Source organism: Actinomadura sp. 3N407, assembly GCF_052245875.1.
In the GTDB taxonomy this organism is placed as follows: domain Bacteria; phylum Actinomycetota; class Actinomycetes; order Streptosporangiales; family Streptosporangiaceae; genus Spirillospora.
This window is the reverse complement of sequence record NZ_JBQQBP010000016.1, coordinates 104,147-125,504: the sequence shown is the minus strand read 5'-3', so window position 1 is coordinate 125,504 and position 21,358 is coordinate 104,147. Positions and strand designations below refer to the sequence as shown.

The following is a 21,358-nucleotide window of genomic DNA, read 5'->3' as shown; positions in this document are numbered from 1 at the left end:
CACGATGCGGCCCCACCGTGTCGGCGCCGAAGGCGGTGAACCCGTCCACGGTGATCGTCTGCATGGGTGCCTCATGGCCGGACGCTCGGTCGGGTCCGGTCACCGCCGACGTGCGCGCCGGGAAGCGGCGGGTCAGCGGTGCCGGTGGAAGGCCGCGGCGGCGGACGCGTCGGTCATCGTGAGCTGGACGCGGACGAGGTCGGCGGAGGTGGGGTCGAGGTCGCCGAGGACGGCGCGGGCGCGGCGCCAGTGCTCGCGGGCGGCCGCGTGGTCGCCGGTGAGGTGGCGGCAGGCGCCGAGGTGGGCGAGGACGCCGGCCTCGGCGTACCGGTCGCCGAACTCCCGGAACAGGTCGAGGGCCCGCCGGTAGAGGGGGTCGGCCCCCGCGGGGTCGCCCAGCTTGAGCCGGGTGTCGGCGAGGCAGGACAGCGTGTGGGCCTCATGGGGGCGGTTGCCGGACCTTCGGTGCAGGATCAGGGCCCGCTCGCACAGGTCGAGGGCCCGGCCGTGGTGTCCGAGGCGGCCGTGATGCCAGCCGAGGTCGGTGAGCGCCATGGCCCGGCCGGCCTCGTCGCCCAGCCGGTCGAACAGGTCGTGGGCGCGGCGGGCGGCGTCGAGCGCGTCGGCCTCCCGTCCCTGCGCGGCGTAGACGAGGTCGCGGTGGTAGTGCGCCCACGCCTGACCTGCCGGGTCGTCGTGCGAACGTTCCAGTGCGGTGTCGAGGTGGCGGTGGGCGTCGCCGAAGCGGCCCAGGTCGGCCAGCGCCAGCGCCAGGTCGCGGTGCGCCCGTGCCTGTTCGGCCGGGTCGCCCAGCCGCCGGGCGGCGGCCACGGCCGCCCGCTGGGTCTCGGCCCGGTCCAGCCAGCGGCCCCGCCGGTGCAGGAAGACGAACAGCGCCCGCGCCAGGTGGCAGACGTGCCGGTCCAGGCGCAGATCGGCGGCGAGTTTCAGGGCGGCCAGCAGGGCCGGGCGCTCGGCGGCGAGCCATGCCGCCGCGTCGCCGGGCCCGGCGAAGCCGGTCACGGACACGCCGGGGCGGGGCGCGGCGGGGGCGGTGGTCCCGGTGGGCCCGGGGAGGTGCAGCGCGGCGGCGTGCGCGGTGTGGACGTAGTGGTCCACGATGCGGTGCCGCGCGGCGTCGCGGTCCGGGTCGCGGGCCTCGCAGAGTTCGGCGGCGTAGGCGCGCAGCAGGTCGTGGCAGGAGTGGCGGCCCGGGGCGTGCTCGGTGAGCAGGTTGGCGCGGGTCAGCGCGTCCAGCGGCGCCCGTACCCGCGGGGCCGGGACGCCCGCGAGGCTCGCGGCGGCGTCGGTGGTGACGCCGGGGCCGGGGTGCAGCCCGGCGACCAGGCGGAACAGCCGCGCCGTCTCGTCACCGAGGGTGTCGTAGGACCATGAGAAGATCGCCCGGACGCCGGCGGTGCGGTCCAGTGTGCCGAGGGTGTCGCGGAGTTCGCCGGCGAGCGCGCCGAGCGGGTGCGCGGGGTGGATCGCGGCGCGGGCGGCGACGATCGCCAGTGCCAGCGGCAGCCCGGCGCAGCGGCGGACGATCTGGTCGGCGGCGGCGGGGTCGGCGGTGACGCGGTCCCTCCCGAGCCGGGCGGCCAGCAGCCGCCCGGCCTGGTCCGGCGGCAGCAGGCCGAGGTTGAGGGGACGCGCGCCATAGGCCGTGACGACTCCGGGGAGGTGGTCCCGGCTGGTGATCAGCGTCAGGCAGCCGGGCGTCCCGGGCAGCAGGGGGGCGACCTGGTCGGTGTCGCGGGCGTTGTCCAGCAGCACCAGCATGCGCCGCCCGGCCAGCAGGCTGCGGTACAGCCCGGCCTGGGCGGCGGTGCCGCCGGGGATCCGGTGCGGCGGCACCCGCAGCGCGCCGAGGAACTCGGCGATGGCCGCCGACGGCTGCGGCGCCTCGCCCGACGGGCCGTATCCGCGCAGGTCGAGGTAGAGCTGGCCGTCGGGGAAGCGTCCGGCGACCCGGTGGGCCCAGTGCACGGCGAGGGTGGTCTTCCCGACCCCGGCGGTGCCGGTGATCACCGCGACGGGCGGCGGCCCGTCCGGCGGGCCGAGCAGCGCGTCCAGTGCCGCCAGCTCGTCCTCCCGCCCGGCGAACCCTGCGACGGCGGCGGGCAGCTGCCGCGGCACCGCGCGGACTTCGGGCGGCGCGCCGCCGGCGAGGAGGTCGGCGTGGACCTGCCGCAGCTCGGGGCTGGGGTCGGCGCCGAGTTCGTCGGCGAGGCGGCGCCGGATCGTCTCGTACCGCTCCAGCGCCTCGGCGGGCCGCCCGGCCGCCTCCAGGGCCCGCAGCAGCCGCGCCCACAGCGATTCCCGCAGCGGATGCCGCGCGGCGGCATCGGCCAGCCCGGCCGGGTCGGGACGCGTTCCCGCCGCCAGGTCCAGGTCGGCCCGCCGCTCCAGCGCGGTCAGGTACCGCTCCCGCAGCGCCGGCGCCGCGGACTGCTCCAGCCAGTCCGACCGGATCCCGTCGAAGGGGACACCGCGCCACAGCGCGAGCGCGGCGGCCAGCAGGGGCCGCTCGGCCGCCGGGTCGTGCTCGGCCGCGGCGTCGTCGAGCAGGCGGCCGAAGCGCAGCGCGTCCACGTCGCCCGGCGCGGCGGCCAGCAGGTAGCCGCCGGGCCGGGCCGCGATCAGCTCCTCGGCCTCCAGGGCGCGGCGCAGCCGCTTGACGTTGGTGCGGACGTTGGCGCCGGGGTCGCCGCCCGCGCCGGCGCCCCACACGGCGGTCGCCAGCCTGTCCGCGGGGACGGTGCGGCCCGCCGACATGGCCAGCACGGCCAGCAGCGCGCGCAGCCGCCCGGCCGGCAGCTCCACCGGCCGCCCGGCCACCGACACGCGCAGCGGCCCGAGCAGCTCGACGCTCAGCACGCGGATCACCCCTTCCCGGCCCGGCGGGACGTTTCACCGGACTGACACGACTCTGCCACCGCGGTCCGCCAGGCTGGCGGCCGATCCGTACGAGTGTGATCCACCGAGGGAGTCCCATGAGCAAGGTGATCTTCGATGTGAGCATGTCGCTGGACGGGTTCGTCCGGGCGTCCGCCCCCACGCCGGAGGAGCCGCTCGGCAAGGGCGGCGAGCGGCTGCACGAGTGGGCGATGGGCGGCGACACCGCCGGCGGCGAGCTGCTGGCCGCCGCCAGGGCGGGGGCGGGCGCCTTCATCGGCGGGAGGCGGACCTATGACGACTCGCTGCGCTGGTGGGGGGCCGACGGGCCGACGGGCTCCGCCCGGCTGCCGTTGTTCGTCGTGACCCATCGGGCGCCCGCGCCCGGGGACGTGCCCGAGAACGGCGTCTACACGTTCGTGACCGACGGCGTGGAAAGCGCCCTGCGGCGGGCGAGGGAGACCGCCGCCGGCAAGGACGTCTACGTGATGGGCGGCCCGGACGTCGCCGGCCAGTTCGTCAGGGCGGGGCTGGTCGACGAGATCGGGATCCATCTGGTCCCCGTGCTGTTCGGCGGGGGCACCCGGCTCCTGGACCACATCGGCGATGACCACATCCAGCTCGAAGTGGCGAGCGTGACCGACACCCCGCACGCCACCCACCTCCTCTACCGCATCGTGAAGTAGCGGGTGACGCCCGGCGGCCGCGGACCTCGGGGATGGGGCGTGAGCGGCCCCGCCATGCCCGCCCTTCCGCGGGGGCGGCTCCCCCGGCCGGCCGGTGTCGGTGGAGCGGGGCGTGCGGCGGGCGCCGGGCCGGCCGCTGCGGGCGTCGTCGCCGGTCCGCCGCCGGCGGCGACGGCCGGTCAGGGCGGCGGTCAGGGCGGGGGCCAGCTGGTGAGGGCGGCGTGGAGGGTGTCCAGGATCCTCGACCATGAGGCGTCGGTGCCGCGCGCGTCGCGGGAGTGCCGGAAGGCCTCCGCGGCCTCCAGGCTCACGAATCCGTGGAAGGTGCTGCCCAGCAGCCGGATCGCGTCGATCTGGTCGGACTCGGGGATGCGGTAGCCGCGCAGGATCGCCCGGGTCATCTCCACGTGCCGGACGGCGGCGCTGGCCGCCGCGGTCTCCGGGTCGAGGCTGAACCGGCTGGCGGCGTACCGTCCCGGATGTCTCCTGGCGTAGTCGCGGTAGGCGTCGGCGAAGGCCACCAGGGCGTCCTTGCCCGAGCGCCCGGCCAGGGCGTCGGCGGCGGCGTCGGCGAGTTCGGCCAGCGCGAACAGCGCCACCCTGACCCGCAGGTCCCGCATGTTCCTGATGTGGGAGTACAGGCTGGCCTCCTTGACGCCGAAGCTGCGCGCCAGCGCCGTGACCGTGACGTTGTCGAAGCCGATCTCGTCGGCCAGTTCCGCCGCCACCCGGGTCAGGCGTTCGGCGGTCACCCCCGCGCGTTTCATGCGGCCATCCTCCCAGAAGCTAAGCAATTTAGGAATTTGCCTAACAGAGTCAGCCTAGCTAGCCTCGGTGCCCATGAGGGCGATGACCGAGAGCGACATCCGCGCATCCTTCGTCAACTCCACCAAGGGCGAGGCCAGGCGGCTCGGGCTCCCCCGGGACCTCGCGGACCGGCCGTGGGACGACCTGGACTTCCTCGGCTGGCGGGATCCGGGCGCGCCCGGACGCGCCCATCTGATCGCCGAACGCGGTGGCGGGCTGGTCGGCATCGCGCTGCGGGTGACCGCCTCCGGCGGCGGACGCGGCTTCACCGCGCGCAGCATGTGCTCGCTGTGCCTGACCACGCGCACCGGCGGCGGCGTGGCGCTGATGACCGCGCGCCGCACCGGCGAGGCCGGCCGCCAGGGCAACACCGTCGGGCAGTACCTGTGCGGCGACCTGGACTGCTCCCTGTACCTGCGGGGCAAGAAGGAGTCCGTGGCCGGGAGGGACCTGGAGGAGTCGCTGTCCCTGGAGGAGAAGGTCGCCCGCCTGCACGCCAACCTGGACGCGTTCCTCGGCAAGATCACCAGATGACCCGCCGGGCCCCGTGCGGCCCTGTGCGGCCCCGCGTGCGGCTCGGGCGGGGCCCGGGCTTCGGGCGCGGCATGGCGCGCCCGTCGCTCTACCCGGGATGAGGCCGGGGGCGGCGGGCCTGGCCGGCCTCGCGGAGTGCCTCCCAGGCGTCCGCCACGGGGCCGAGGTGCCCGAGCTTGTCGGGGTTGATCACCGTGCGGATCGTCTGGATCCGCCCGTCGAGGATGTCGAGGATCCAGGTGGTGAGGATCCTGCCGTCGCGGTCGCGGAAGATCGCGCCCGGCTGGCCGTTCACCTGGTGCGGCTCCACCTCCGCCTCGATCCGGGCGAACGGGCGGGCGAGCGCGGCGAGGACCCGGGCCACGTTCTCGGCGCCGATGAAGCGGTCGGCCCACTGGGGGGCCTTGCCGCCGCCGTCGCCGACCATCTGGACGTCGGCGGCCAGCAGTCCGGTCAGCCCGTCGACGTCCCCGTCCCGGAAGGCGTCGAGGAACCGGCCGGCGAGCTCCTCGCGCTTTCGGCGGCCGGCCTCGAACCGGGGCCGGCCCGCGTCCATGTGGCGGCGTGCCCGGACCGCGAGCTGGCGGCAGGCGGGCTCCGAGCGTTCCACGGCAGAGGCGATCTCGGGGAAGCCGAACCCGAACACCTCGCGCAGCACGAAGACCGCGCGTTCGAGGGGGCTGAGCCGTTCGAGCAGGAGGAGGGCCGCCATCGACATCGAGTCGGCCAGCTCCGCCGAGCGCTCCGGGTCCTGGTAGGGGTCGGCCAGCAGGGGTTCGGGGAACCACGGCCCGACGTACTCCTCGCGGCGGACGCGGGCCGAGCGCAGCACGTCGATGGAGATCCGGGTGACCACGGCCGACAGGAACGCCTTGGGCGAGGCGGGCACGGCGGGGGTCGCCTCGTAGCGCAGCCAGGCGTCCTGGACCGCGTCCTCGGCCTCGCTGACGCTGCCCAGGATCCGGTAGGCGATCGAGAACAGCAGGGGCCGCAGGTCCACGAACTCGTCGGCCCTGCTCACGCCGGCTCCTCCTTGAAGCCCTGCCGCCAGGACGGGTGGCGCGGCTCCCAGCCGAGCTCCCGCCTGGCCTTGGCGTTGGAGAAGCCGCGGCCCTCGGTCATCATCATCACCGCCACGTCCCCGGCCAGCGGCCGGGCCAGCCACGCGGGGACCCGCATCGGCCGCTTGGCGCCCGCGCACCCGGCCAGGTGGGGCAGCCACTCCCGGGCCGGGGCGGGTTCGTCGTCGACGATGTTGAACACGCCCCTCGCCTTCTGCTCCACGGACAGGACGGTGGCGCTCGCCGCGTCGTCCAGATGCACCCACGAGCAGTGGCCGGCGCCGCCCCCGACGACCGGGAACCGCCGCTTGCGCACGGGCTCGGCCAGGTCGCCGGTGGCGCCCGGCCCGTAGAACCAGCCGTAGCGAAGGACGGCGCCGCCGGCCTTGACGACGACGTCCTCGACATGGCCGATCGCCGCCATCCCCGGTTCCGCCGGCGTTCCCCTCATCGGGTCCACCGGGTCGTCCTCGGTCTTCACCCAGCCGCCCTCGCGGATGCCGTTCCAGGCGCCGTAGCCCTGCGCGACGACATGGGGGACGCCGGCCGCCTCGGCCGCGGCCGGGACCGCCGTCACCAGGGCACCGGGCCGTCCTCGCCGAAGAACCCGGCGGTGGGTCCGTCCGCGCCGAGCGTGGCCAGGCGCACCACGACCGCGGCGCCCTGCGCGGGGGTGAGGTGGCCGGTGTGGTCGTTGCTGTCGGTGTCGACGAATCCGGGGGCGGCGGCGTTGACGAGGACGCCGTCCTTGCGCAGCTCGTTGGCGTACTGCACGGTCAGCGCGCTCAGCGCGGACTTGGAGGGCGTGTACGCGGCCGACGGCAGCAGCGCCGCGAAGGGGCCGTCGGGGTCGCCGGTGAGGGTCAGCGACGCGGCGTGGCTGCTGACGTTGACGATGCGCGGCGCCGGGGAGCGCCGCAGCAGCGGCAGCATGGCGTTGGTCACCGCGATCACGCCGAGGACGTTGGTCTCGAACACCGCCCGGACCATGTCCAGGTCGACGGAGCTGGGGACCTGGTCGTGGGCGTCGGCGGGCGAGACCTGCCCGGAGCCGGTGATGGCGGCGTTGTTGATCAGCACGTCGAGGCGGCCGAAGCGCTCCCGGATCCGCTCGGCGGCCGCCCGGGCGGTGGCCTGGTCGGTGACGTCCAGGGTGACGGCGTGCGCGTCGCCGCCCGCTGCGCGCAGCGCCGCGGCGGCCTCCTCGCCGCGCCGCTCGTCCCGGGCGCCGATCAGGACCGTCATGCCCAGCCCGGCGAGCTGCTCGGCGGCCGCACGGCCGATCCCCTTGTTCGCCCCGGTGACCAGAGCGACCTTCTGTTGTGTGGTCTGCCCGCTCATGACCGGCTCCTCGCTATGGATGGTGGTTCTTCTCGAACCCTTCTTCGAGACCCGAGACGAGACAGTCCGGCCGCCTGTGACATGCGGACGGAAAATGAAGCGGCCCGCCGAGACGTACCCGGACATCTCCGAGGGCCGGATGCTGCGCGCGATCGCCGAAGGCGACGCCGTCGCGTTCAACGCCGCCCTGGCCGCGGCGCTGGAGCGGCACTGCGAGCGGGCCGGGAGGCACCCGCGCGACCGGGCGGGTCCTGTGTCCGTGACCGGTGGCGGGTCGTGCGTCGATCCACCCATCGGGCCGAGGAGGGAATGGGTATCGCGGCCGACGCGCACCGGGCCGTCGGGTTTCTAGCGTAGGCGTCATGAGAGGCCCCGACTCCGGCCGGCGCGATGCCGATCCCGACCCGGACTTTCACCCGGTGCCCGGCGGGCACGCGCCCGCGGTGCCGCCACGCCGACCTGGTCGCCGGGATCACTCGTGAGTGGCTGGAACCAAGGAGAACGAACCATGACCACCCAACACATCGAAACCCTGATCATCGGTGCCGGCCAGGCCGGCTTGGCGGTCGGCTACCACCTCCAGCGGCTCGGTCGGGAGTTCCTGATCGTCGACGAGCGCGAGCGGGTCGGTGACAACTGGCGCTGCCACTACGACAGCCTCAGGCTGTTCACGCCCGCCCGGGCCAATGGCTTGGACGGGATGCCGTTCCCCGGCGACCCGTGGGAGTTTGCGACCAAGGACGAGTTCGCCGAGTACCTCGAGCTGTACGCCGTCACCAACGGCCTGCCGGTGCGGACGCAGTCCCGGGTCGATCGGCTCGCGGCCCTCGAGGGCGGAGGTTTCACCGCGGTCCTCGGAGCCGACGAGGTCACCTGCGACAACGTCGTACTGGCGACCGGCACCTTCGGCCGTACGCCGCAGATCCCGGCCTTCGCCGCCGACATCACCCCCCGGATCCAACAGCTCCACTCCGGCGAGTACCGCCGGCCCTCCCAGCTGCCCGACGGGCCGGTGCTGGTCGTCGGTGCCTCGCACAGTGGGTTGGACATCGCCTACGACCTGGCCGCTGACCGTCCCACCACGCTGGTCGGACCCGACCGCGGGAACATCCCTCTCGAATGGGGCTCGCGGCGGTTCCACGCGGCATTCCCGTTCATCGAGTTCGCCTTCAATCACGTGCTCACCCGGCGCACGCCGATGGGACGCAAGGTGATGCAGAAGATTCGCCACCACGGCGCCCCGCAGCTGCGGATCAAGCGCCATCATCTGGGGGTGCGCGATGTGGAATGGATCACCGAGCACGTCGTGGGCGTCGCCGACGGGCTACCGCGCCTCGAGGACGGCCGCGCCTTCGACGTCGCGAGCATCGTCTGGGCCACCGGGTTCCGGCAGGTCTACGACTGGATCGACCTCCCGCTGCCGATCGAGGACGGGTGGCCGGTGGAGTACCGCGGCGTGGTCGAGTCCGTGCCGGGCCTCTACTTCTGCGGCCTGGCGTTCCAGTACGCGTTCGCCTCGGGCGAGATCAGTGGCGTCGGCCGGGACGCGGCGTACGTCGCCGACAAGATCGCCGCCCACCCCCGGGCGCGGCAAACCGCGGTCGCGGCTTGAGACGCACGGCCCTGCTGGTGGCCGTCGGCTGCGGGCTCTTCACCGCGGCAGCCCTCCCGCTCGCAGGGGACACGACCGGGGAGATCTACGAGCCCGCGGGCCTCCACTGGGTCGATGGGTTGCTCTTCTTCGGTGGCTCCAGACACCCGTGCCTGATCATCCAGGCGAGGAATGCTGCGGATCATGAGCGTCGACTAGCCTCGAATCGAGGTGTTGCGAGATGAGCATGGTCGACGATCTACGCCGAGCTCGCGAGGAGTACGAGCGCCAGGAGTGGGTGGCGGCGTACCGCGCTCTCTCCGACCTGGACGAGACCGAGCTTCAGGCCGACGACTTCATGGCGCTGGCGGTCACCGCGCACCTCCTGGGCCACCGCAACGACTGTGTCCAGGCGCTGCAACGGGCGTTCCAGGCCTACCGTGACAGGGACGATACCCTCGGCGCGGTGCGCGCGGCGTACTGGCTGACCGTGGTCCTGTGGCAGGGCGGCGAGGTCGCCATCGGCAGTGGCTGGCTGGCCCGGGCCGAGCGGCTGCTCGGCGACCATGGCGGGGATGTGGTGGAGCGTGGCTATCTGCTCGAGCGGGCCACCATGGGGCACATCATCAAGGGAGAGTTCGCCGAGGCCTTCGTTGCCGTGCCGAAGGTCACCGAGTGCGGCCGACGGTTCGACGACCCCGACCTGACAGCCATGGGCCTCCACATGGAGGGTCGGATGAAGATCTTCGCGGGCCAGGTCGCCGACGGGCTGAGCCTCCTCGACGAGGCGATGGTCTCGGTCCTGGCCGGGGAGGTCTCACCCATCTTCTCCGGGGTGATCTACTGCTCGTCGGTCGAGGCCTGCCAGCAGATCTCCGACTTCGGCCGGATGGGCGAGTGGACTCACGCGCTGACCACCTGGTGCGACGGCCAGCCCGGCCTGGTCGCGTTCACCGGTCAGTGTGCGGTCCACCGCGGCCAGCTGATGCGACTGCACGGCGCCTACCGCGACGCCGTCAGGGAACTCGAGCGCGCGGTCGGGCGGTACGCCGCTGCCGGCGGGGACCTGGCGGTCGGTCAGGCCCACTACGAGCGGGGTGAGACCCTCCGGCTTCGCGGCGACCACAACGCCGCGGAGGCCGCCTTCGCGGAGGCCGCCGAGTTCGGCCACTCGGCCCAGCCCGGCCGGGCACTGCTGTGGCTGGAGCACGGCCGGCGGGATGCGGCGTCGGCCGCGATCCACCGGGTGGTGGCCGAGGTGCACGATCCCGTCCACCGGTCGCAGATGCTCCCGGCGGCGGTCGAGGTGCTGGTGGCCACCGGCGAGGTGGACACGGCAGCACCCCTTGCCGAGCAGCTGGGGCAGATCGGGAGCTCGTTCGGGTGCTCGGCGCTGCAGGCATCGGGGCAGTACGCCGCCGCGACCGTCGCCCTGGCCCGGGGCGAGGCGGACCGCGGGCTCGTCTGCGCGCGGCAGGCGGCCGAGACCTGGGCGCAGCTCTCCGCGGTGTACGAGGTGGCCCGCTCCCGGGTGCTCGTCGGGCGCGCGCTCCGGCTGCTGGGTGACGAGGAGTCGGCCGCGGCCGACCTGAGCGCGGCCCGGAGGGCGTTCGCGGAGATGGGGGCGAAGCCGGCGGAGCAGGAGGTCGCGGCGCTGTTGGGCGAGGAGAAGGCTCCCGGCGGGCTGAGCCCCCGGGAGGTCGAGGTCCTCCGGCTGGTGGCGGCGGGCAGGAGCAACCCGGAGATCGCCGAGACCCTGGTGCTCTCGGAGAAAACCGTGGCCCGGCACCTGTCCAACATCTTCGCCAAGCTCGATGTCGGCTCCCGAACCGCGGCCGCGGCGTTCGCCTACGCGCATCACCTGGTCTGAGCCGCCCTTCGTTCTGAGCAGTCCCGGCTAGTTGGCAGGGCGTCGAGGGGGCGTTGACGCTGTCCCAGCAGTCCTCGACGAAAACTACGGAGTAGCCGCTGACCTGGGCCGTTGCCGTGGAAAGACGTGACGAGCACGCCCGGATAGGACACCTTTCCTCCTGCTGGTGCGTGGGAGGTTCCACAGCCCGGCGCCGGGCCGGTCGGTGGCCACGGTCCGCAGGGGCCGGTGTCCCCGGTCGTCGAGCAGTGAGTGATCAGCCCTTCGCCGGGTTCCTCAGCGCAGGTTAGACGTAGGTTCGTTGGATTTTCCGGGATTGCCACCGGGACGCCCTACCGCTGATTCCTGCACTCAGCGTCCTCGCGGGCCGCTCCATCGCCTCCCGGCCCGCCGGGAGGGGCGCCGCCGGGCCGGGTGGCGGCGGCGGTGGCGCGGGCGGCGAGGGCGCGCAGGTGGGTGATGAGTTCGGGCGGGGTGTGGACGTGGAAGTCGCAGCCGAGCATGAGCAGGCGGGCGGCGAGCCAGCCGAGGGTGTCGGCGCCGGTGGTGAGCAGGCAGCGGCCGCCGTCGAGGGGGCGGACGTCGGCGGGGGCGGCGCCGAGGCGGGCGGCGGCGCGGTCGGCGGGCAGGTGGAGGGTGACCTCGGCGCGGTGGGTGGGCGCCCGGGAGTACATGGTGTCCTTGAAGTAGGCGGCGGCGTCGCCGCCGGGGACGTCGCGTGGTTCGGCGCGCTGCCCGGTGGGGTGGGGCGCGGTGACGCGGTCGGCGCGGAAGGTGCGCCAGTCGCCGCGGTCGAGGTCGTAGGCGATGAGGTACCAGCGGCGTCCGGCGGCGATGATGCGGTGCGGTTCGGTGTGGCGGCGGGTCTCGGTTCCGGTGCCGCCGGTGTGGGTGAAGCGGACGCGTTCGCGGGCGGCGGCGGCCGTGGCGAGGGCGGCCAGGACGGCGGGGTCGACGCCGGGTTCGGCGGCGGTGGTGAGCGGCTCGGTGGCGGCGCCGAGGGAGGCGACGCGGTGCCGGAGCCGGGACGGCAGGATGTGCTCGAGTTTGGCCAGGGCGCGGGCGGAGGCCTCGCCGATGCCGTCGACGGGGTGGGCGGCGGCGGTGCGCAGCCCGACGGCGATCGCGACGGACTCCTCGTCGTCGAGCAGCAGCGGCGGCATCGCGGTCCCGGCGACCAGGCGGTAGCCGCCGCCCTGCCCGCGGGCGGCCTCGACGGGGTAGCCGAGTTCGCGGAGCCGGTCGATGTCGCGGCGGACGGTGCGCCCGCTGACGCCGAGGCGTCCGGCGAGTTCGGTCCCGGGCCATTCGCGGGGCGTCTGCAGCAGCGACAGCAGGTTCAGCAACCGGATCGCGGGGTCGGCCATGCCGCCCAGCATGCCGCACATTCAGGACGGAATCCGGCCTGAACGGCTTCTAGTGTGGGTCGCGTCCGGAGGGCTTGAGCGGGGAGGCGCGCGGTGACGGTGGAGATGTCGTTCGGGCAGGTGTGCGCGCGGCGGCTGGAGCGGCACGCGCTGGCGGTCCCGTCCGGCGGCGGCTGCGCGGAGGTGGCGGCGGCCGTGGCGGGCGTCCACGCGCAGGTGATGGCGGCGGCGGAGCTGGGGATCGGGCTGCGGGTGGACGGCGCGACCCGCGCGGACGTGCGGCGGGCGCTGTGGGAGGACCGGACGCTGGTCAAGGCGCACGGGCCGCGCGGCACCGTGCACGTGCTGGCGGCGCGGGACCTGCCGATGTGGACGGGGGCGCTGGCGGCGCTGCCGCCGGCGACACCGCGGCGCCGCCGGATCCGCCGCGCGGGGTGCGGCTGCTGCCGTATTTCGACGGCTACGCCTACCGGGTCGGCAACCAGCCGCCGGAGCTGCTGTATCCGGGGCGTGCCGGTGAGCGGCTGCGCGGCAACTTCCAGGTGCTGCTGGTGGACGGCGTCGCCGGCGGCCTGTGGCATCAGCGCCGGTCGGGCCGCCGCGTCGACGTCACGGTGGAGCCCCTGGTCACGCTGACCCGGGCGCGGCGGGCGGAGCTGGACGAGCAGGTGGAGCGGGTCGCGCACGTGCTGGAGGCGTCCCGGGCGAGCCTCACGGTCGGGCCGGTGACGGTCGGCGGCCACGCCTGACCGGCGCCCCGCCCCGGCGGAACGATCTTGGTGGGCGGGGCGTTGCACGGGGCGGGCCGTGAGCGAGAGGGGGACCGATGGGCGTGAGGGGTGTGCGGCTGGTTCGGGACGTGGGCCTGGCCGGCGCCGACTACGCGTACGCGGCGGTCGCGGACACGCCGGTGCGGGCAGTGTGGGCGGCGGGCGCGTGCCCGCTGGACGAGGCGGGCGCGACGGTCGCGGTGGGCGACTACGCCGGGCAGGCGCGGCAGGTGATGCGGAACCTGCGGGCGGCGCTGGAGGGCGCGGGGGCGTCCACGGCGGACGTGGTGAAGACGACGGTGTACGTGGCGTCGCCGCGGCGGGCCGACCTGGTGGAGGCGTGGGAGGTGTACCGGGAGCACATGGGCGCGCACGATCCGCCGAGCACGCTGCTGGGGGTGACGGTGCTGGGGTATGACGACCAGCTGGTGGAGGTCGAGGCGGTGGCCGTCATACCGCGGTAGCCCGCCCCCGGGACCGCGCCGTGTCCGGCCGGCGAGGCCGGCCGGACGGTCCGGCGGCCGGACAGGGTGGCGGGTCGGGGTGGCGGGTCAGGGCGGGAAGTCGCGGCGCTTGAGCTTGGCCATGCGGCCGTCGGGGGCGTGCCAGACGATGCCCTCGTAGGGGCGCGAACGCAGCCAGGCGGCCAGCCCGTCGTAGTCGAGGGGGACCTCGCCGAGGTCGTCGGCGCCGTGCGGGACGAGGGTGTGCGCGTCCAGGCCCTCCGGGTTCCCGTTGATTTTCGGGCCGACCAGCTCGTAGGTGCCGGCGTCCCAGTCGCGGCCGCCGATGGCGGGGCGCAGGTGCTTCCAGAACGAGGACTGCTCGGCGGGCTCCCACCCGATCGTCTTGCCGGTGGCGGGGTCGGCGGACAGGGCGGTGAATCCGGGCGGGGCGGCGCGCCCGGCCCTGACCTCGCGGCGCGCCAGCCACCGCTCGCCGTCGAAGCGGACGCAGGTCCCGTCGTACTTGCGGGTGGCGCGTCCCTCCCCGGCCAGCACCCACGCGCAGGCCGGGTCGGGTTCGCGGGTGACGCGGGAGGGGTCGCCGTCCCAGTCGCGGACGAACACGGTGGGGATCTTGCGCATGCGGCCTCCTTGACCGGGGGTGGGGCGCCTCCCCGGCAGGAGTCGAACCTGCGGCTCCCGGCTTCGGAGGCCGGTGCTCTGTCCGCTGAGCTACGGGGAGTCGGGGCCCCGCCCCCAGGGTGACGCGGGGGCGGAGCCGGAGACGCCGGTGGGATTCGAACCCACGTGAGACGGTTTTGCAGACCGCCGCCTGAGCCACTCGGCTACGACGTCACGGGCCCGCGGCGCGGTGTGGTGCGGGCCGTGCGACCCCGATGGGATTCGAACCCACGGCTTCCGGCGTGACGGGCCGGTGCTCTGGCCGCTGAGCTACGAGGTCGTGAAAGACGAGGCGTGAAAGATGTGGTCGTGAAAGACGAGGGGCCGCTCTCCCGGGTGGGGAGGCGGCCGCCGCGCGCCGGTGGGACACCGGGTGTCAGGGGGCCGCCCGCCCGGGGGTCCGAGACCGGGTGCGGTCGTCGCGGCGACAGGTCATGACCGCCCCCCTTTCTCGTTCCCGGGCCGGGCGTTCCGGCGTCCGCACGAATCAGACTGCCGGGCGGCGCCGGCGGCCGCAACGGGTTTTCCAGCGGGCGATGGTTCCGGTGAACGGAAAGGTGATGTTCCCGGGGGCGGCGTGTGCGGGGAGGGTGGACGGGTGGGGACCCGCGCCTGGCGGGGCCCCGGCGCGCGCACCCGAACGAGGAGGAACGATGACGTTGCTCGATCCCGGCGTGTGGACCGGGAAGATCTTCGACGGCGGCTGGGTCGCCGCGGACGGCGGCGTCTACGACGTCACCGAGCCCGCGACCGGCGGCACGCTCGGCACGCTGGGGCGGGCCGGCGCCGCGGACGCGGCGCGGGCGGCGCGGTCGGCCGCGGCGGCGCAGCGCGACTGGGCGGCCCGCACCTACGAGGAGCGTGCGGCGGTGCTGCGGCGGGCGGGCCGCCTGTTCGAGGAGCACGCCGCCGGCGTCCAGGACTGGATCGTGCGGGAGGCCGGGTCGATCCCGCCGAAGGCGCAGCTGGAGACGCATTTCGCGGCGAGCCTGTGCTACGAGGCGGCGGCGCTGGCCTCGCATCCGCAGGGGCTGGTGCTGCCGTCGGCGCAGCCGCGGTGGAGCCTGGCGCGGCGCCGTCCCGCCGGGGTCGTCACCGTGATCGCGCCGTTCAACTTCCCGCTGATCCTGGCGATGCGGTCGGTGGCGCCGGCGCTGGCGCTCGGCAACGCGGTGCTGCTCAAGCCGGACCCGCGCACCGCGGTGTGCGGCGGCGTGGCGATCGCGCGGATCCTCCAGGAGGCGGGCCTGCCGGAGGGGCTGCTGCATCTGCTGCCGGGCGGCCGCGAGGCCGGGGAGGCGGTGGTGGCGGCGCCGGAGGTGCGGGTGGTGTCGTTCACCGGCTCCACCGCCGCCGGACGCGCGATCGGGGAGGTGTGCGGGCGGCTGCTCAAGCGCGCGCACCTGGAGCTCGGCGGCAACAACGCGCTGATCGTCCTGCCGGGCGCGCACGTGCCCGACGCGGTGTCGGCGGGCGCGTGGGGCGCGTTCCTGCACCAGGGGCAGATCTGCATGACGGCCGGCCGTCATCTGGTGCACGAGAGCCTGCACGCCGAGTACGTGGCGGCGCTGGCCGACAAGGCCGACAAGCTCCCGGTCGGGGACCCGGCGGGCGGGCAGGTCGCGCTCGGCCCGGTCATCGACGAGGGGCAGCTGTCGCGCATCGACGACCTGGTGAAGGACACGGTCGCGGCGGGCGCGCGGCTGGCGGCGGGCGGCACCGCCGAGGGCCTGTTCTACCGCCCGACGGTCCTGGACGAGGTGACGCCGGACATGCCCGCCTACGCGCAGGAGGTGTTCGGGCCGGTCGCGCCGGTGGTGCCGTTCTCCACGGCCGAGGAGGCGGTCGAGCTGGCGTCGGCGACCGAGTACGGGCTGTCGCTGGGCGTCCTCGGCGACGTCGGGGAGGCGATGAAGATCGCCGACGCGATCCCGACGGGGCTGGTGCACATCAACGACCAGACGGTCAACGACGAGCCGGTCGTGCCGTTCGGCGGGGTCGCGGCGTCGGGCAACGGGTCGCGGTTCGGCGGCCCGGACGCCAACATCGAGGCGTTCACCGAGACGCAGTGGGTCACGGTCCGCGGCGAGATCGCCACCTACCCCTTCTGAGGCCCCCTCCGAGGCCCCCTCCGAGGCCCCTTCTGAGGCCCCTTCCGGGGGGCTCGGCGGGCGGGGGCGGTGTCCGGCCGGGCGCGGGGCTGGACACCGGCGAGGTATCCGGCGACGGCGGCGCGCAGCTCGCCCGGCCCGGGTTCGGGGCCGGCGCCGGCGATCGCGTCGAACATCAGCCCCTCGGCGAACGCGACGAGCCGCGGGCCGTGCGCGGCGGGGTCGGGCGACCCGGCCGCGGCCATCAGCGCGCACGCGGCGCGGCGGAACCCGCGTCCGGCCTCGTCGTAGATGACGCGCAGCTCCGGGCGCCGGGTGGCCTCCAGCGCCAGCTCGTAGCGGGCGAGGGTGGCGCGGCGCCGGTCGCCGGTCAGCTGGGCGTGCAGGACGCGGGCCAGCCCGTCGGCGAGCGCGTCCCGGGACGCGCCGGGGGACGCGCCGTCCGTCCCGTCCAGGTCCGCGAACTGGCCGCGTTCCAGTTCGGTGAGGCGGGTCAGGGTCAGCTCCAGCAGCGCCGCGCGGGTGCGGGCCAGGTTGGACGCCGACCCGGGCGGCAGCCCGGCGGCCGCGTCGACGGCGCGGTGGGTCAGGCCCCGCATGCCGCGTTCGGCGAGCAGGGCGATGGCGGTGTCGGCGACCAGCCTGGCGCGCGGTGAGGTCACCCCCGGATCCTACCTGCTCACACTACGGGCGTAGTATCGCCACTACGGATGTAGTCACCGAGGAGTGAGCGATGCCGCACGCGATCGTGATCGGCGGAGGGATCGGCGGCCTGACCGCCGCCGCGGCCCTCCACGGCCGGGGCTGGGACGTGGACCTGCACGAACGCGCCCCCTCCCTGGAACCCACCGGGTCGGGCCTGGCGATCGGGCCCAACGCCCTGCGCGCCCTGGACACCATCGGCGCCGGCGACGCCGTCCGGGACCTGGCCGCCATGCAGGGCGACGGCGGCGTCCGCCGCGCCGACGGCACCTGGCTCAGCCGCACCTCCGCCGAGGCCGCCGCCGCCCGCTACGGCGACCCCACCGTCGTCCTCCTGCGCTCGGCCCTCGTCGACGTCCTCGCCGCGCGCCTGCCCGGCGGCGCCCTGCACCTCGGCTCGGCCGTCACCTCGGTGTCGCCCGCCGGCACCGTCACCGCCGGCGGCGCCGAACACCACGCCGACCTGGTCGTCGCCGCCGACGGCGTCCGCTCCGGCGTCCGCGACACCCTGTTCCCCGGCCACCGGCCCGTCCGCCACACCGGCCTGACCGCCTGGCGCGGCATCACCGGCGCACCGGTGCCCGGCGTCACCCCCGCCGAGACATGGGGCCGCGGGCGGGTCTTCGGGACGATGCCGCTGGCCGGCGGCCGCACCTACTTCTACGCCACCGCCCGCGCCGCCCAGGGAGCCCGCGCCGCCGACGAACGCACCGAACTGCGGCGCCTGTTCACCGGCTGGCACGACCCGATCCCCGCGCTCCTGGACGCCGTCTCCCCCGGCGCGCTGCTCCGCAACGACATCTACGACCTGCCCGCGCCGCTGACCGCCTTCCACCGCGGCGGCGTCGCGCTGCTGGGCGACGCCGCGCACCCCATGACGCCCAACCTCGGGCAGGGCGCCTGCCAGGCCATCGAGGACGCGGTCGTCCTGGCGCACGAGGTCACCGGCGGCGGCGGCCTGCCCGCCTACAGCGCCGCGCGGCTGCCCCGCACCACCGCGGTGATGCGCCGCTCCCACCGCATCGCGCGCCTGACCGCCCTGTCGGGCGCCGCGCCGGTCGCGGCCCGCGACGGCCTGATGCGGCTGGCCGGGCGCCTCGGCCCCACCGCGATCCTGCGGCAGGCCGACATGCTCTACCGCTGGCACCCGCCCGCCGCCTGAACCCCACCGGCCCGGCCCCGGACAGGCTCGTCCGCGGGCCGGACGGGGCCGTAGGCTCTGCCGCGGGAGGGACCGATGGGCCGCGATCCGGAGTACCTGGCGTTCATGCGCCGCCGCCTGGCCGAGCCCCCCGCGCCGGGCCGCAGCGTCGAGGACGCACGCCGCGAGCACGCCGCCGACCTGGCCCGGTCCCCGCGCCCCCCGGTGGAGACGGTGAAGGACCTGGCCCTGGACGGCCCGGCGGGACCGCTGCCCGCGCGGCTCTACCGCCCCGCGTCCACCGGCCCGGCACCGGCGCTGGTGTTCTTCCACGGCGGCGGGTGGGTGCTGGGCGACGTCGACTCCTACGACCCGGTCGTGCGGGCGCTGGCGGCCGCCAGCGGCGTCGCGTGGGTGTCGGTCGATCACCGGCGCCCGCCCGAGGACCCGTTCCCGGCCGCGCCGGACGACGCGGTCGCCGCCGTCGGCTGGGTCGCCGCCAACGCCGCGGGCCTCGGCCTGGACCCCGCGCGGGTCGGCGTGGCCGGCGACAGCGCCGGCGGCCAGATCGCCGCCGCCGCGGCCGGGCGGCTGCGCGCCCCCGGCCCCGCGCGGCCCGTCCTGCAGGTCCTCCTGTACCCCGCGCTGGACCTGCGCCGCGACCCCCCGCAGCCGCCCGACCCCGACGGGCTGGTCTTCCCGCCCTCCGGCGTCGGCCGCGCCCTGCGCGCCTACCTGCGCGGCACCGACCCGGCCCGCCCGGACGTGTCGCCGCTGCTGGAACCCGACCCGCGCGGCCTGCCCCCCGCGATCATCGCGACCGCCGAGCACGACCGGCTGCGCCCCCAGGCCGAACGGCACGCCGCGCGGCTGACCGGCGCCGGCGTCCCGGTGACCCTCATCGCCGGGACGGGCCTGGACCACGGGTTCCTCGGCTGGGGCGCGTTCGCCCGCCGGCCCGCCGAGGCCGTCGCCGAGATCGGCGCCGCCGTCGGCCGCGCCCTCCGCCGACCAACCGTGGTTCCGGACGGCACACAAATATCGTGACGCAGACCTTAAAGACGCTTGCCTGAACCGTTTAACCGGCTTGACGTGGGCAATCACCCTAGGCAGAACCCGGTAACCGGAACCCGCCCACGGTCGAGGAGGCCCCATCGTGTACAGGACGCACGAGATGCGGATGGTCCGGGCCGAACAATCCGGGCACGAGGAATGGGCCTGCCCCACCTGCGGCCGCCGGATACTGCTGCGCTGGCCCCCCGACTACGACAAGCAGATCATCGAACCCGGCGATGAGAAGGCCTGCCACGTCGGCAGCGCCGCCGACACGCCACCGGAGCCGGACGCCCCGCCCGCGGACACCACGGCGGACATGGGCGAGCCAGGCGGGGACACGAGCGGGGACACGAGCGGAGACACGGGCGTGGACGAGGCGGCGGCCGCGCAAAGCCGCAACGGCGGCCGGTGGCTGCGCGAGACCGGCATGGACACCTACACCGCGCCCGTCAGCCCACCCTGACCCCCGCATCCCTCCCACACACCCCCGGACCCGGACCCGCGGCTGACCGTGCACGGCCGCAGCGCGGTGGTGAAGCTCGCCCAGGCGCCCGGACTGCCGTCCGCACCCGGGCCCGGCCGGTCAGGGCCGCGCCAGCTCGGCCCGCAGCAGATCCAAGCCCATCGGACCCAGATCAAGAGCCCTGCGGTGGAACTCCTTCAAATCGAACGCCGCACCCTCGCGGCGCCGCGCCGCCTCCCGCGCCTCCAGCCAGATCCGCTCGCCCACCTTGTAGGCGATCGCCTGCCCCGGCCGCCCCAGATACCGGTCGATCTCGAACGCCGCCGGCGCACCGGCCTCGGGACCCATGTGGGCCCGCAGGAACTCCAACCCCAGCTCCGGCGTCCACCGCTCCCCCTCATGGAAACCGGCCCCCCGCGGAATCTCCAACTCCAGATGCATCCCGATGTCCAGGATCACCCGCGCGGCCCGGAACTGCTGCCCGCCCGCCAGCATCCCCAGCCGATACGCCGGATCCCGGTAATGCCCCAGCTCGTCCATCAGCCGCTCCGCGTACAGCCCCCACCCCTCGCAGTGCCCCGGATGCAACTCCCCCGCCACCCGCTGGAACCGGTTCAAACCCGGGTTCAGCGTCGTGACGCCCAGCTGCAGATGATGACCCGGCGCACCCTCATGGAACATCGTCGCCGGAACAGTCCACGTCACGACGTCGGCGGACCGGTCACGCACCGTCCACCACACCGTCCCCGGACGCGACAGGTCCTCCGCCGGCGCCAGATAGTAGACACCAGACTCCACCGGCGGCACCCGGCACTCGATCCGCCGCAACGGCCCCGGAACATCGAAATGCACCCCGTCCAGGTCCCCGATCGCGCGGTCGGCCAGCTCCTGAATCCACGCCACGAACGCCTCCGCCCCCGCGACCCGGTACGCCGGGTCGGCGTCCAGCGCCGCCAGCACCGCCGCCAGCGGCTCACCCGGCAGGATCCGCTCCGCCGCGTCCGCCATCTCCGACTCGATCCGCGCCAGCTCCTCCCACCCCCACGCGTACGTCTCCTCCAGATCCAGATCCGTCCCGAGGAAATCCCGCACCCCCAGCCGGTACCGGTCGGCGCCCAGCGCGTCCCGCACCGGCGCACGCGCCGCCAGCTCACCCGTCAGAAACGACGCGAACTCCACCAGCGCCGCCGACGCCGACGCCACCGCCGCGTCCAGCCCGCCCCGCAACGGCCCCTCCCTGTACCGCGCCGCCAGACCCGCCAGATACGCCGGAACCTCCCGGCACTCACGCGCATTGCGGACGATCTGCCGCAGCGCCGCCGACCGCCCCGCCCGGCACGCCTCCACCAGCGTCACCCGCAACCCGCCCAGCGCGCCCGCGACGGCCCCGACCCGCCCGCAGACCGCCTCCCAGTCGGTCTCCGCACCCCGATCCAGCAGCTCCACCGCCGTCCTGATCCGCTGCACCGGCCCGTCGATCGTGTCCAGGACACCGTCCCGCACACCCGCCTCGCCCAACGCCGCGTCCACCCGCAGACGCTCCCGCAGCACCGCCGCCGCCACCCGCCCGCGGTCACCCCCGACCGGCGTCCGCTCCAGCTCCACCAGCGCCCGCCGCGCCAGATCCGCCCGCGCCGCCACCCCGTCCGGGCCGTAGTCGGTCAGCCGCCCGTCCTGCCCCGAGATCCCCATCATCGCCGCCAGACACGGATCCAACGCGGCGAACTCGTCCACATACCGGTCGGCGAAGTCATCCAGAGCCGTCATCGCCCCAGGCTACGACCGGCCACCCCAGAAGTGATCATGAAAATGTGCCAAATCGGCACGCCCGCT

The 21,358-nt window shown here is 75.2% G+C and carries 20 protein-coding genes, 3 tRNA genes and 1 pseudogene; 12 read left to right on the top strand and 12 right to left on the bottom strand.

The features are described 5' to 3' along the window. Positions 1-132: 132 nt before the first annotated feature. Positions 133-2,880 carry a BTAD domain-containing putative transcriptional regulator gene (locus ACTWPP_RS33155; protein ID WP_443108330.1) on the bottom strand — a complete coding sequence of 916 codons (2,748 nt, stop codon included), beginning with the start codon at positions 2,878-2,880 and terminating at the stop codon, positions 133-135. Between the two features lie 116 nt (positions 2,881-2,996). Between ACTWPP_RS33155 and ACTWPP_RS33150 the strand changes: the two genes are divergently transcribed. Next, positions 2,997-3,584 (top strand): dihydrofolate reductase family protein, encoded by a 588-nt coding sequence (locus ACTWPP_RS33150; protein WP_443108329.1) that lies wholly within the window; start codon positions 2,997-2,999, stop codon positions 3,582-3,584. 191 nt (positions 3,585-3,775) lie between these two features. On the opposite strand, the gene ACTWPP_RS33145 is transcribed toward ACTWPP_RS33150, so the two are convergent. Next, entirely contained in the window at positions 3,776-4,351 is a 576-nt protein-coding gene (locus ACTWPP_RS33145; protein WP_443108328.1) for a TetR/AcrR family transcriptional regulator, read from the bottom strand. Positions 4,352-4,424: 73 nt separating this feature from the next. On the opposite strand from ACTWPP_RS33145, the gene ACTWPP_RS33140 reads away from it, so the two are divergent. Beyond that, entirely contained in the window at positions 4,425-4,925 is a 501-nt protein-coding gene (locus ACTWPP_RS33140) for an FBP domain-containing protein (RefSeq protein WP_443108327.1), read from the top strand. Positions 4,926-5,013: 88 nt separating this feature from the next. Here ACTWPP_RS33140 and ACTWPP_RS33135 read toward each other — a convergent pair whose 3' ends face one another. Genes ACTWPP_RS33135 through ACTWPP_RS33125 form a run of 3 tightly spaced genes read right to left on the bottom strand, consistent with a single transcriptional unit; the run spans position 5,014 to position 7,327 of the window. Continuing rightward, positions 5,014-5,946 carry an RNA polymerase sigma-70 factor gene (locus ACTWPP_RS33135; RefSeq protein ID WP_443108326.1) on the bottom strand — a complete coding sequence of 311 codons (933 nt, stop codon included), beginning with the start codon at positions 5,944-5,946 and terminating at the stop codon, positions 5,014-5,016. Next, positions 5,943-6,563 (bottom strand): NAD-dependent epimerase/dehydratase family protein, encoded by a 621-nt coding sequence (locus tag ACTWPP_RS33130; RefSeq protein WP_443108325.1) that lies wholly within the window; start codon positions 6,561-6,563, stop codon positions 5,943-5,945. Before ACTWPP_RS33130 ends, ACTWPP_RS33135 begins: the two co-directional genes overlap by 4 nt. Then, complete coding sequence (locus ACTWPP_RS33125) at positions 6,560-7,327, bottom strand: SDR family NAD(P)-dependent oxidoreductase (protein WP_443108324.1); 768 nt, start codon at positions 7,325-7,327, stop codon at positions 6,560-6,562. The genes ACTWPP_RS33130 and ACTWPP_RS33125 overlap by 4 nt, the downstream gene beginning before the upstream one ends. A 94-nt stretch (positions 7,328-7,421) precedes the next feature. Between ACTWPP_RS33125 and ACTWPP_RS33120 the strand changes: the two genes are divergently transcribed. From ACTWPP_RS33120 to ACTWPP_RS33110, 3 genes are all read left to right on the top strand, one after another. Further along, positions 7,422-7,679: a hypothetical protein gene (locus ACTWPP_RS33120; protein WP_443108323.1), complete on the top strand. Its 258-nt coding sequence runs from the start codon at positions 7,422-7,424 to the stop codon at positions 7,677-7,679. Between the two features lie 156 nt (positions 7,680-7,835). After that, positions 7,836-8,939 (top strand): flavin-containing monooxygenase, encoded by a 1,104-nt coding sequence (locus ACTWPP_RS33115; RefSeq protein WP_443108322.1) that lies wholly within the window; start codon positions 7,836-7,838, stop codon positions 8,937-8,939. 220 nt (positions 8,940-9,159) lie between these two features. After that, a complete protein-coding gene (locus ACTWPP_RS33110; protein ID WP_443108321.1) occupies positions 9,160-10,788 on the top strand; it encodes a LuxR C-terminal-related transcriptional regulator in 1,629 nt (542 codons plus the stop codon). 332 nt (positions 10,789-11,120) lie between these two features. Here ACTWPP_RS33110 and ACTWPP_RS33105 read toward each other — a convergent pair whose 3' ends face one another. Then, positions 11,121-12,155, bottom strand: a complete 1,035-nt coding sequence (locus tag ACTWPP_RS33105; protein WP_443108320.1) for a helix-turn-helix transcriptional regulator — start codon at positions 12,153-12,155, stop codon at positions 11,121-11,123. A 105-nt stretch (positions 12,156-12,260) separates the two neighbouring features. Between ACTWPP_RS33105 and ACTWPP_RS33100 the strand changes: the two are divergent. From ACTWPP_RS33100 to ACTWPP_RS33090, 3 genes and pseudogenes are all read left to right on the top strand, one after another. Then, positions 12,261-12,515, top strand: a pseudogene (locus ACTWPP_RS33100) (DNA glycosylase AlkZ-like family protein); the annotation flags it as partial. Between the two features lie 8 nt (positions 12,516-12,523). Then, positions 12,524-12,904, top strand: coding sequence for a DNA glycosylase AlkZ-like family protein (locus ACTWPP_RS33095; RefSeq protein WP_443108319.1), 381 nt, complete (start codon positions 12,524-12,526; stop codon positions 12,902-12,904). 77 nt (positions 12,905-12,981) lie between these two features. Beyond that, positions 12,982-13,389, top strand: coding sequence for a RidA family protein (locus tag ACTWPP_RS33090; protein ID WP_443108318.1), 408 nt, complete (start codon positions 12,982-12,984; stop codon positions 13,387-13,389). 87 nt (positions 13,390-13,476) lie between these two features. Here the strand turns inward: ACTWPP_RS33090 and ACTWPP_RS33085 are convergent, their stop codons facing one another. The 4 genes from ACTWPP_RS33085 to ACTWPP_RS33070 all read right to left on the bottom strand — a co-directional run bounded on the left by ACTWPP_RS33085 (position 13,477) and on the right by ACTWPP_RS33070 (position 14,332). Beyond that, a complete protein-coding gene (locus tag ACTWPP_RS33085; RefSeq protein ID WP_443108317.1) occupies positions 13,477-14,013 on the bottom strand; it encodes an RNA ligase 1 family protein in 537 nt (178 codons plus the stop codon). A gap of 27 nt (positions 14,014-14,040) precedes the next feature. After that, a tRNA-Arg gene (locus ACTWPP_RS33080) sits at positions 14,041-14,113 on the bottom strand. 40 nt (positions 14,114-14,153) lie between these two features. Then, positions 14,154-14,226 (bottom strand) — tRNA-Cys (locus tag ACTWPP_RS33075). Positions 14,227-14,259: 33 nt separating this feature from the next. Next, positions 14,260-14,332: transfer RNA gene (locus ACTWPP_RS33070), tRNA-Asp, on the bottom strand. A 373-nt stretch (positions 14,333-14,705) separates the two neighbouring features. On the opposite strand from ACTWPP_RS33070, the gene ACTWPP_RS33065 reads away from it, so the two are divergent. After that, positions 14,706-16,163: a benzaldehyde dehydrogenase gene (locus ACTWPP_RS33065; protein ID WP_443108316.1), complete on the top strand. Its 1,458-nt coding sequence runs from the start codon at positions 14,706-14,708 to the stop codon at positions 16,161-16,163. Here ACTWPP_RS33065 and ACTWPP_RS33060 read toward each other — a convergent pair. Further along, positions 16,151-16,825, bottom strand: a complete 675-nt coding sequence (locus tag ACTWPP_RS33060) for a TetR/AcrR family transcriptional regulator (protein WP_443108315.1) — start codon at positions 16,823-16,825, stop codon at positions 16,151-16,153. The genes ACTWPP_RS33065 and ACTWPP_RS33060 overlap by 13 nt on opposite strands. 71 nt (positions 16,826-16,896) lie before the next feature. Between ACTWPP_RS33060 and ACTWPP_RS33055 the strand changes: the two genes are divergently transcribed. The 3 genes from ACTWPP_RS33055 to ACTWPP_RS33045 all read left to right on the top strand — a co-directional run bounded on the left by ACTWPP_RS33055 (position 16,897) and on the right by ACTWPP_RS33045 (position 19,525). Beyond that, entirely contained in the window at positions 16,897-18,027 is a 1,131-nt protein-coding gene (locus ACTWPP_RS33055; RefSeq protein WP_443108314.1) for an FAD-dependent monooxygenase, read from the top strand. A 75-nt stretch (positions 18,028-18,102) separates the two neighbouring features. After that, complete coding sequence (locus ACTWPP_RS33050) at positions 18,103-19,053, top strand: alpha/beta hydrolase (protein ID WP_443108313.1); 951 nt, start codon at positions 18,103-18,105, stop codon at positions 19,051-19,053. A gap of 109 nt (positions 19,054-19,162) precedes the next feature. Continuing rightward, complete coding sequence (locus ACTWPP_RS33045; protein WP_443108312.1) at positions 19,163-19,525, top strand: hypothetical protein; 363 nt, start codon at positions 19,163-19,165, stop codon at positions 19,523-19,525. 120 nt (positions 19,526-19,645) lie between these two features. On the opposite strand, the gene ACTWPP_RS33040 is transcribed toward ACTWPP_RS33045, so the two are convergent. Then, the gene (locus ACTWPP_RS33040; RefSeq protein WP_443108311.1) at positions 19,646-21,292 is read right to left on the bottom strand and encodes a DUF885 domain-containing protein; all 1,647 of its coding nucleotides are present in this window, start codon (positions 21,290-21,292) and stop codon (positions 19,646-19,648) included. Between the last annotated feature and the right edge of the window lie 66 nt (positions 21,293-21,358).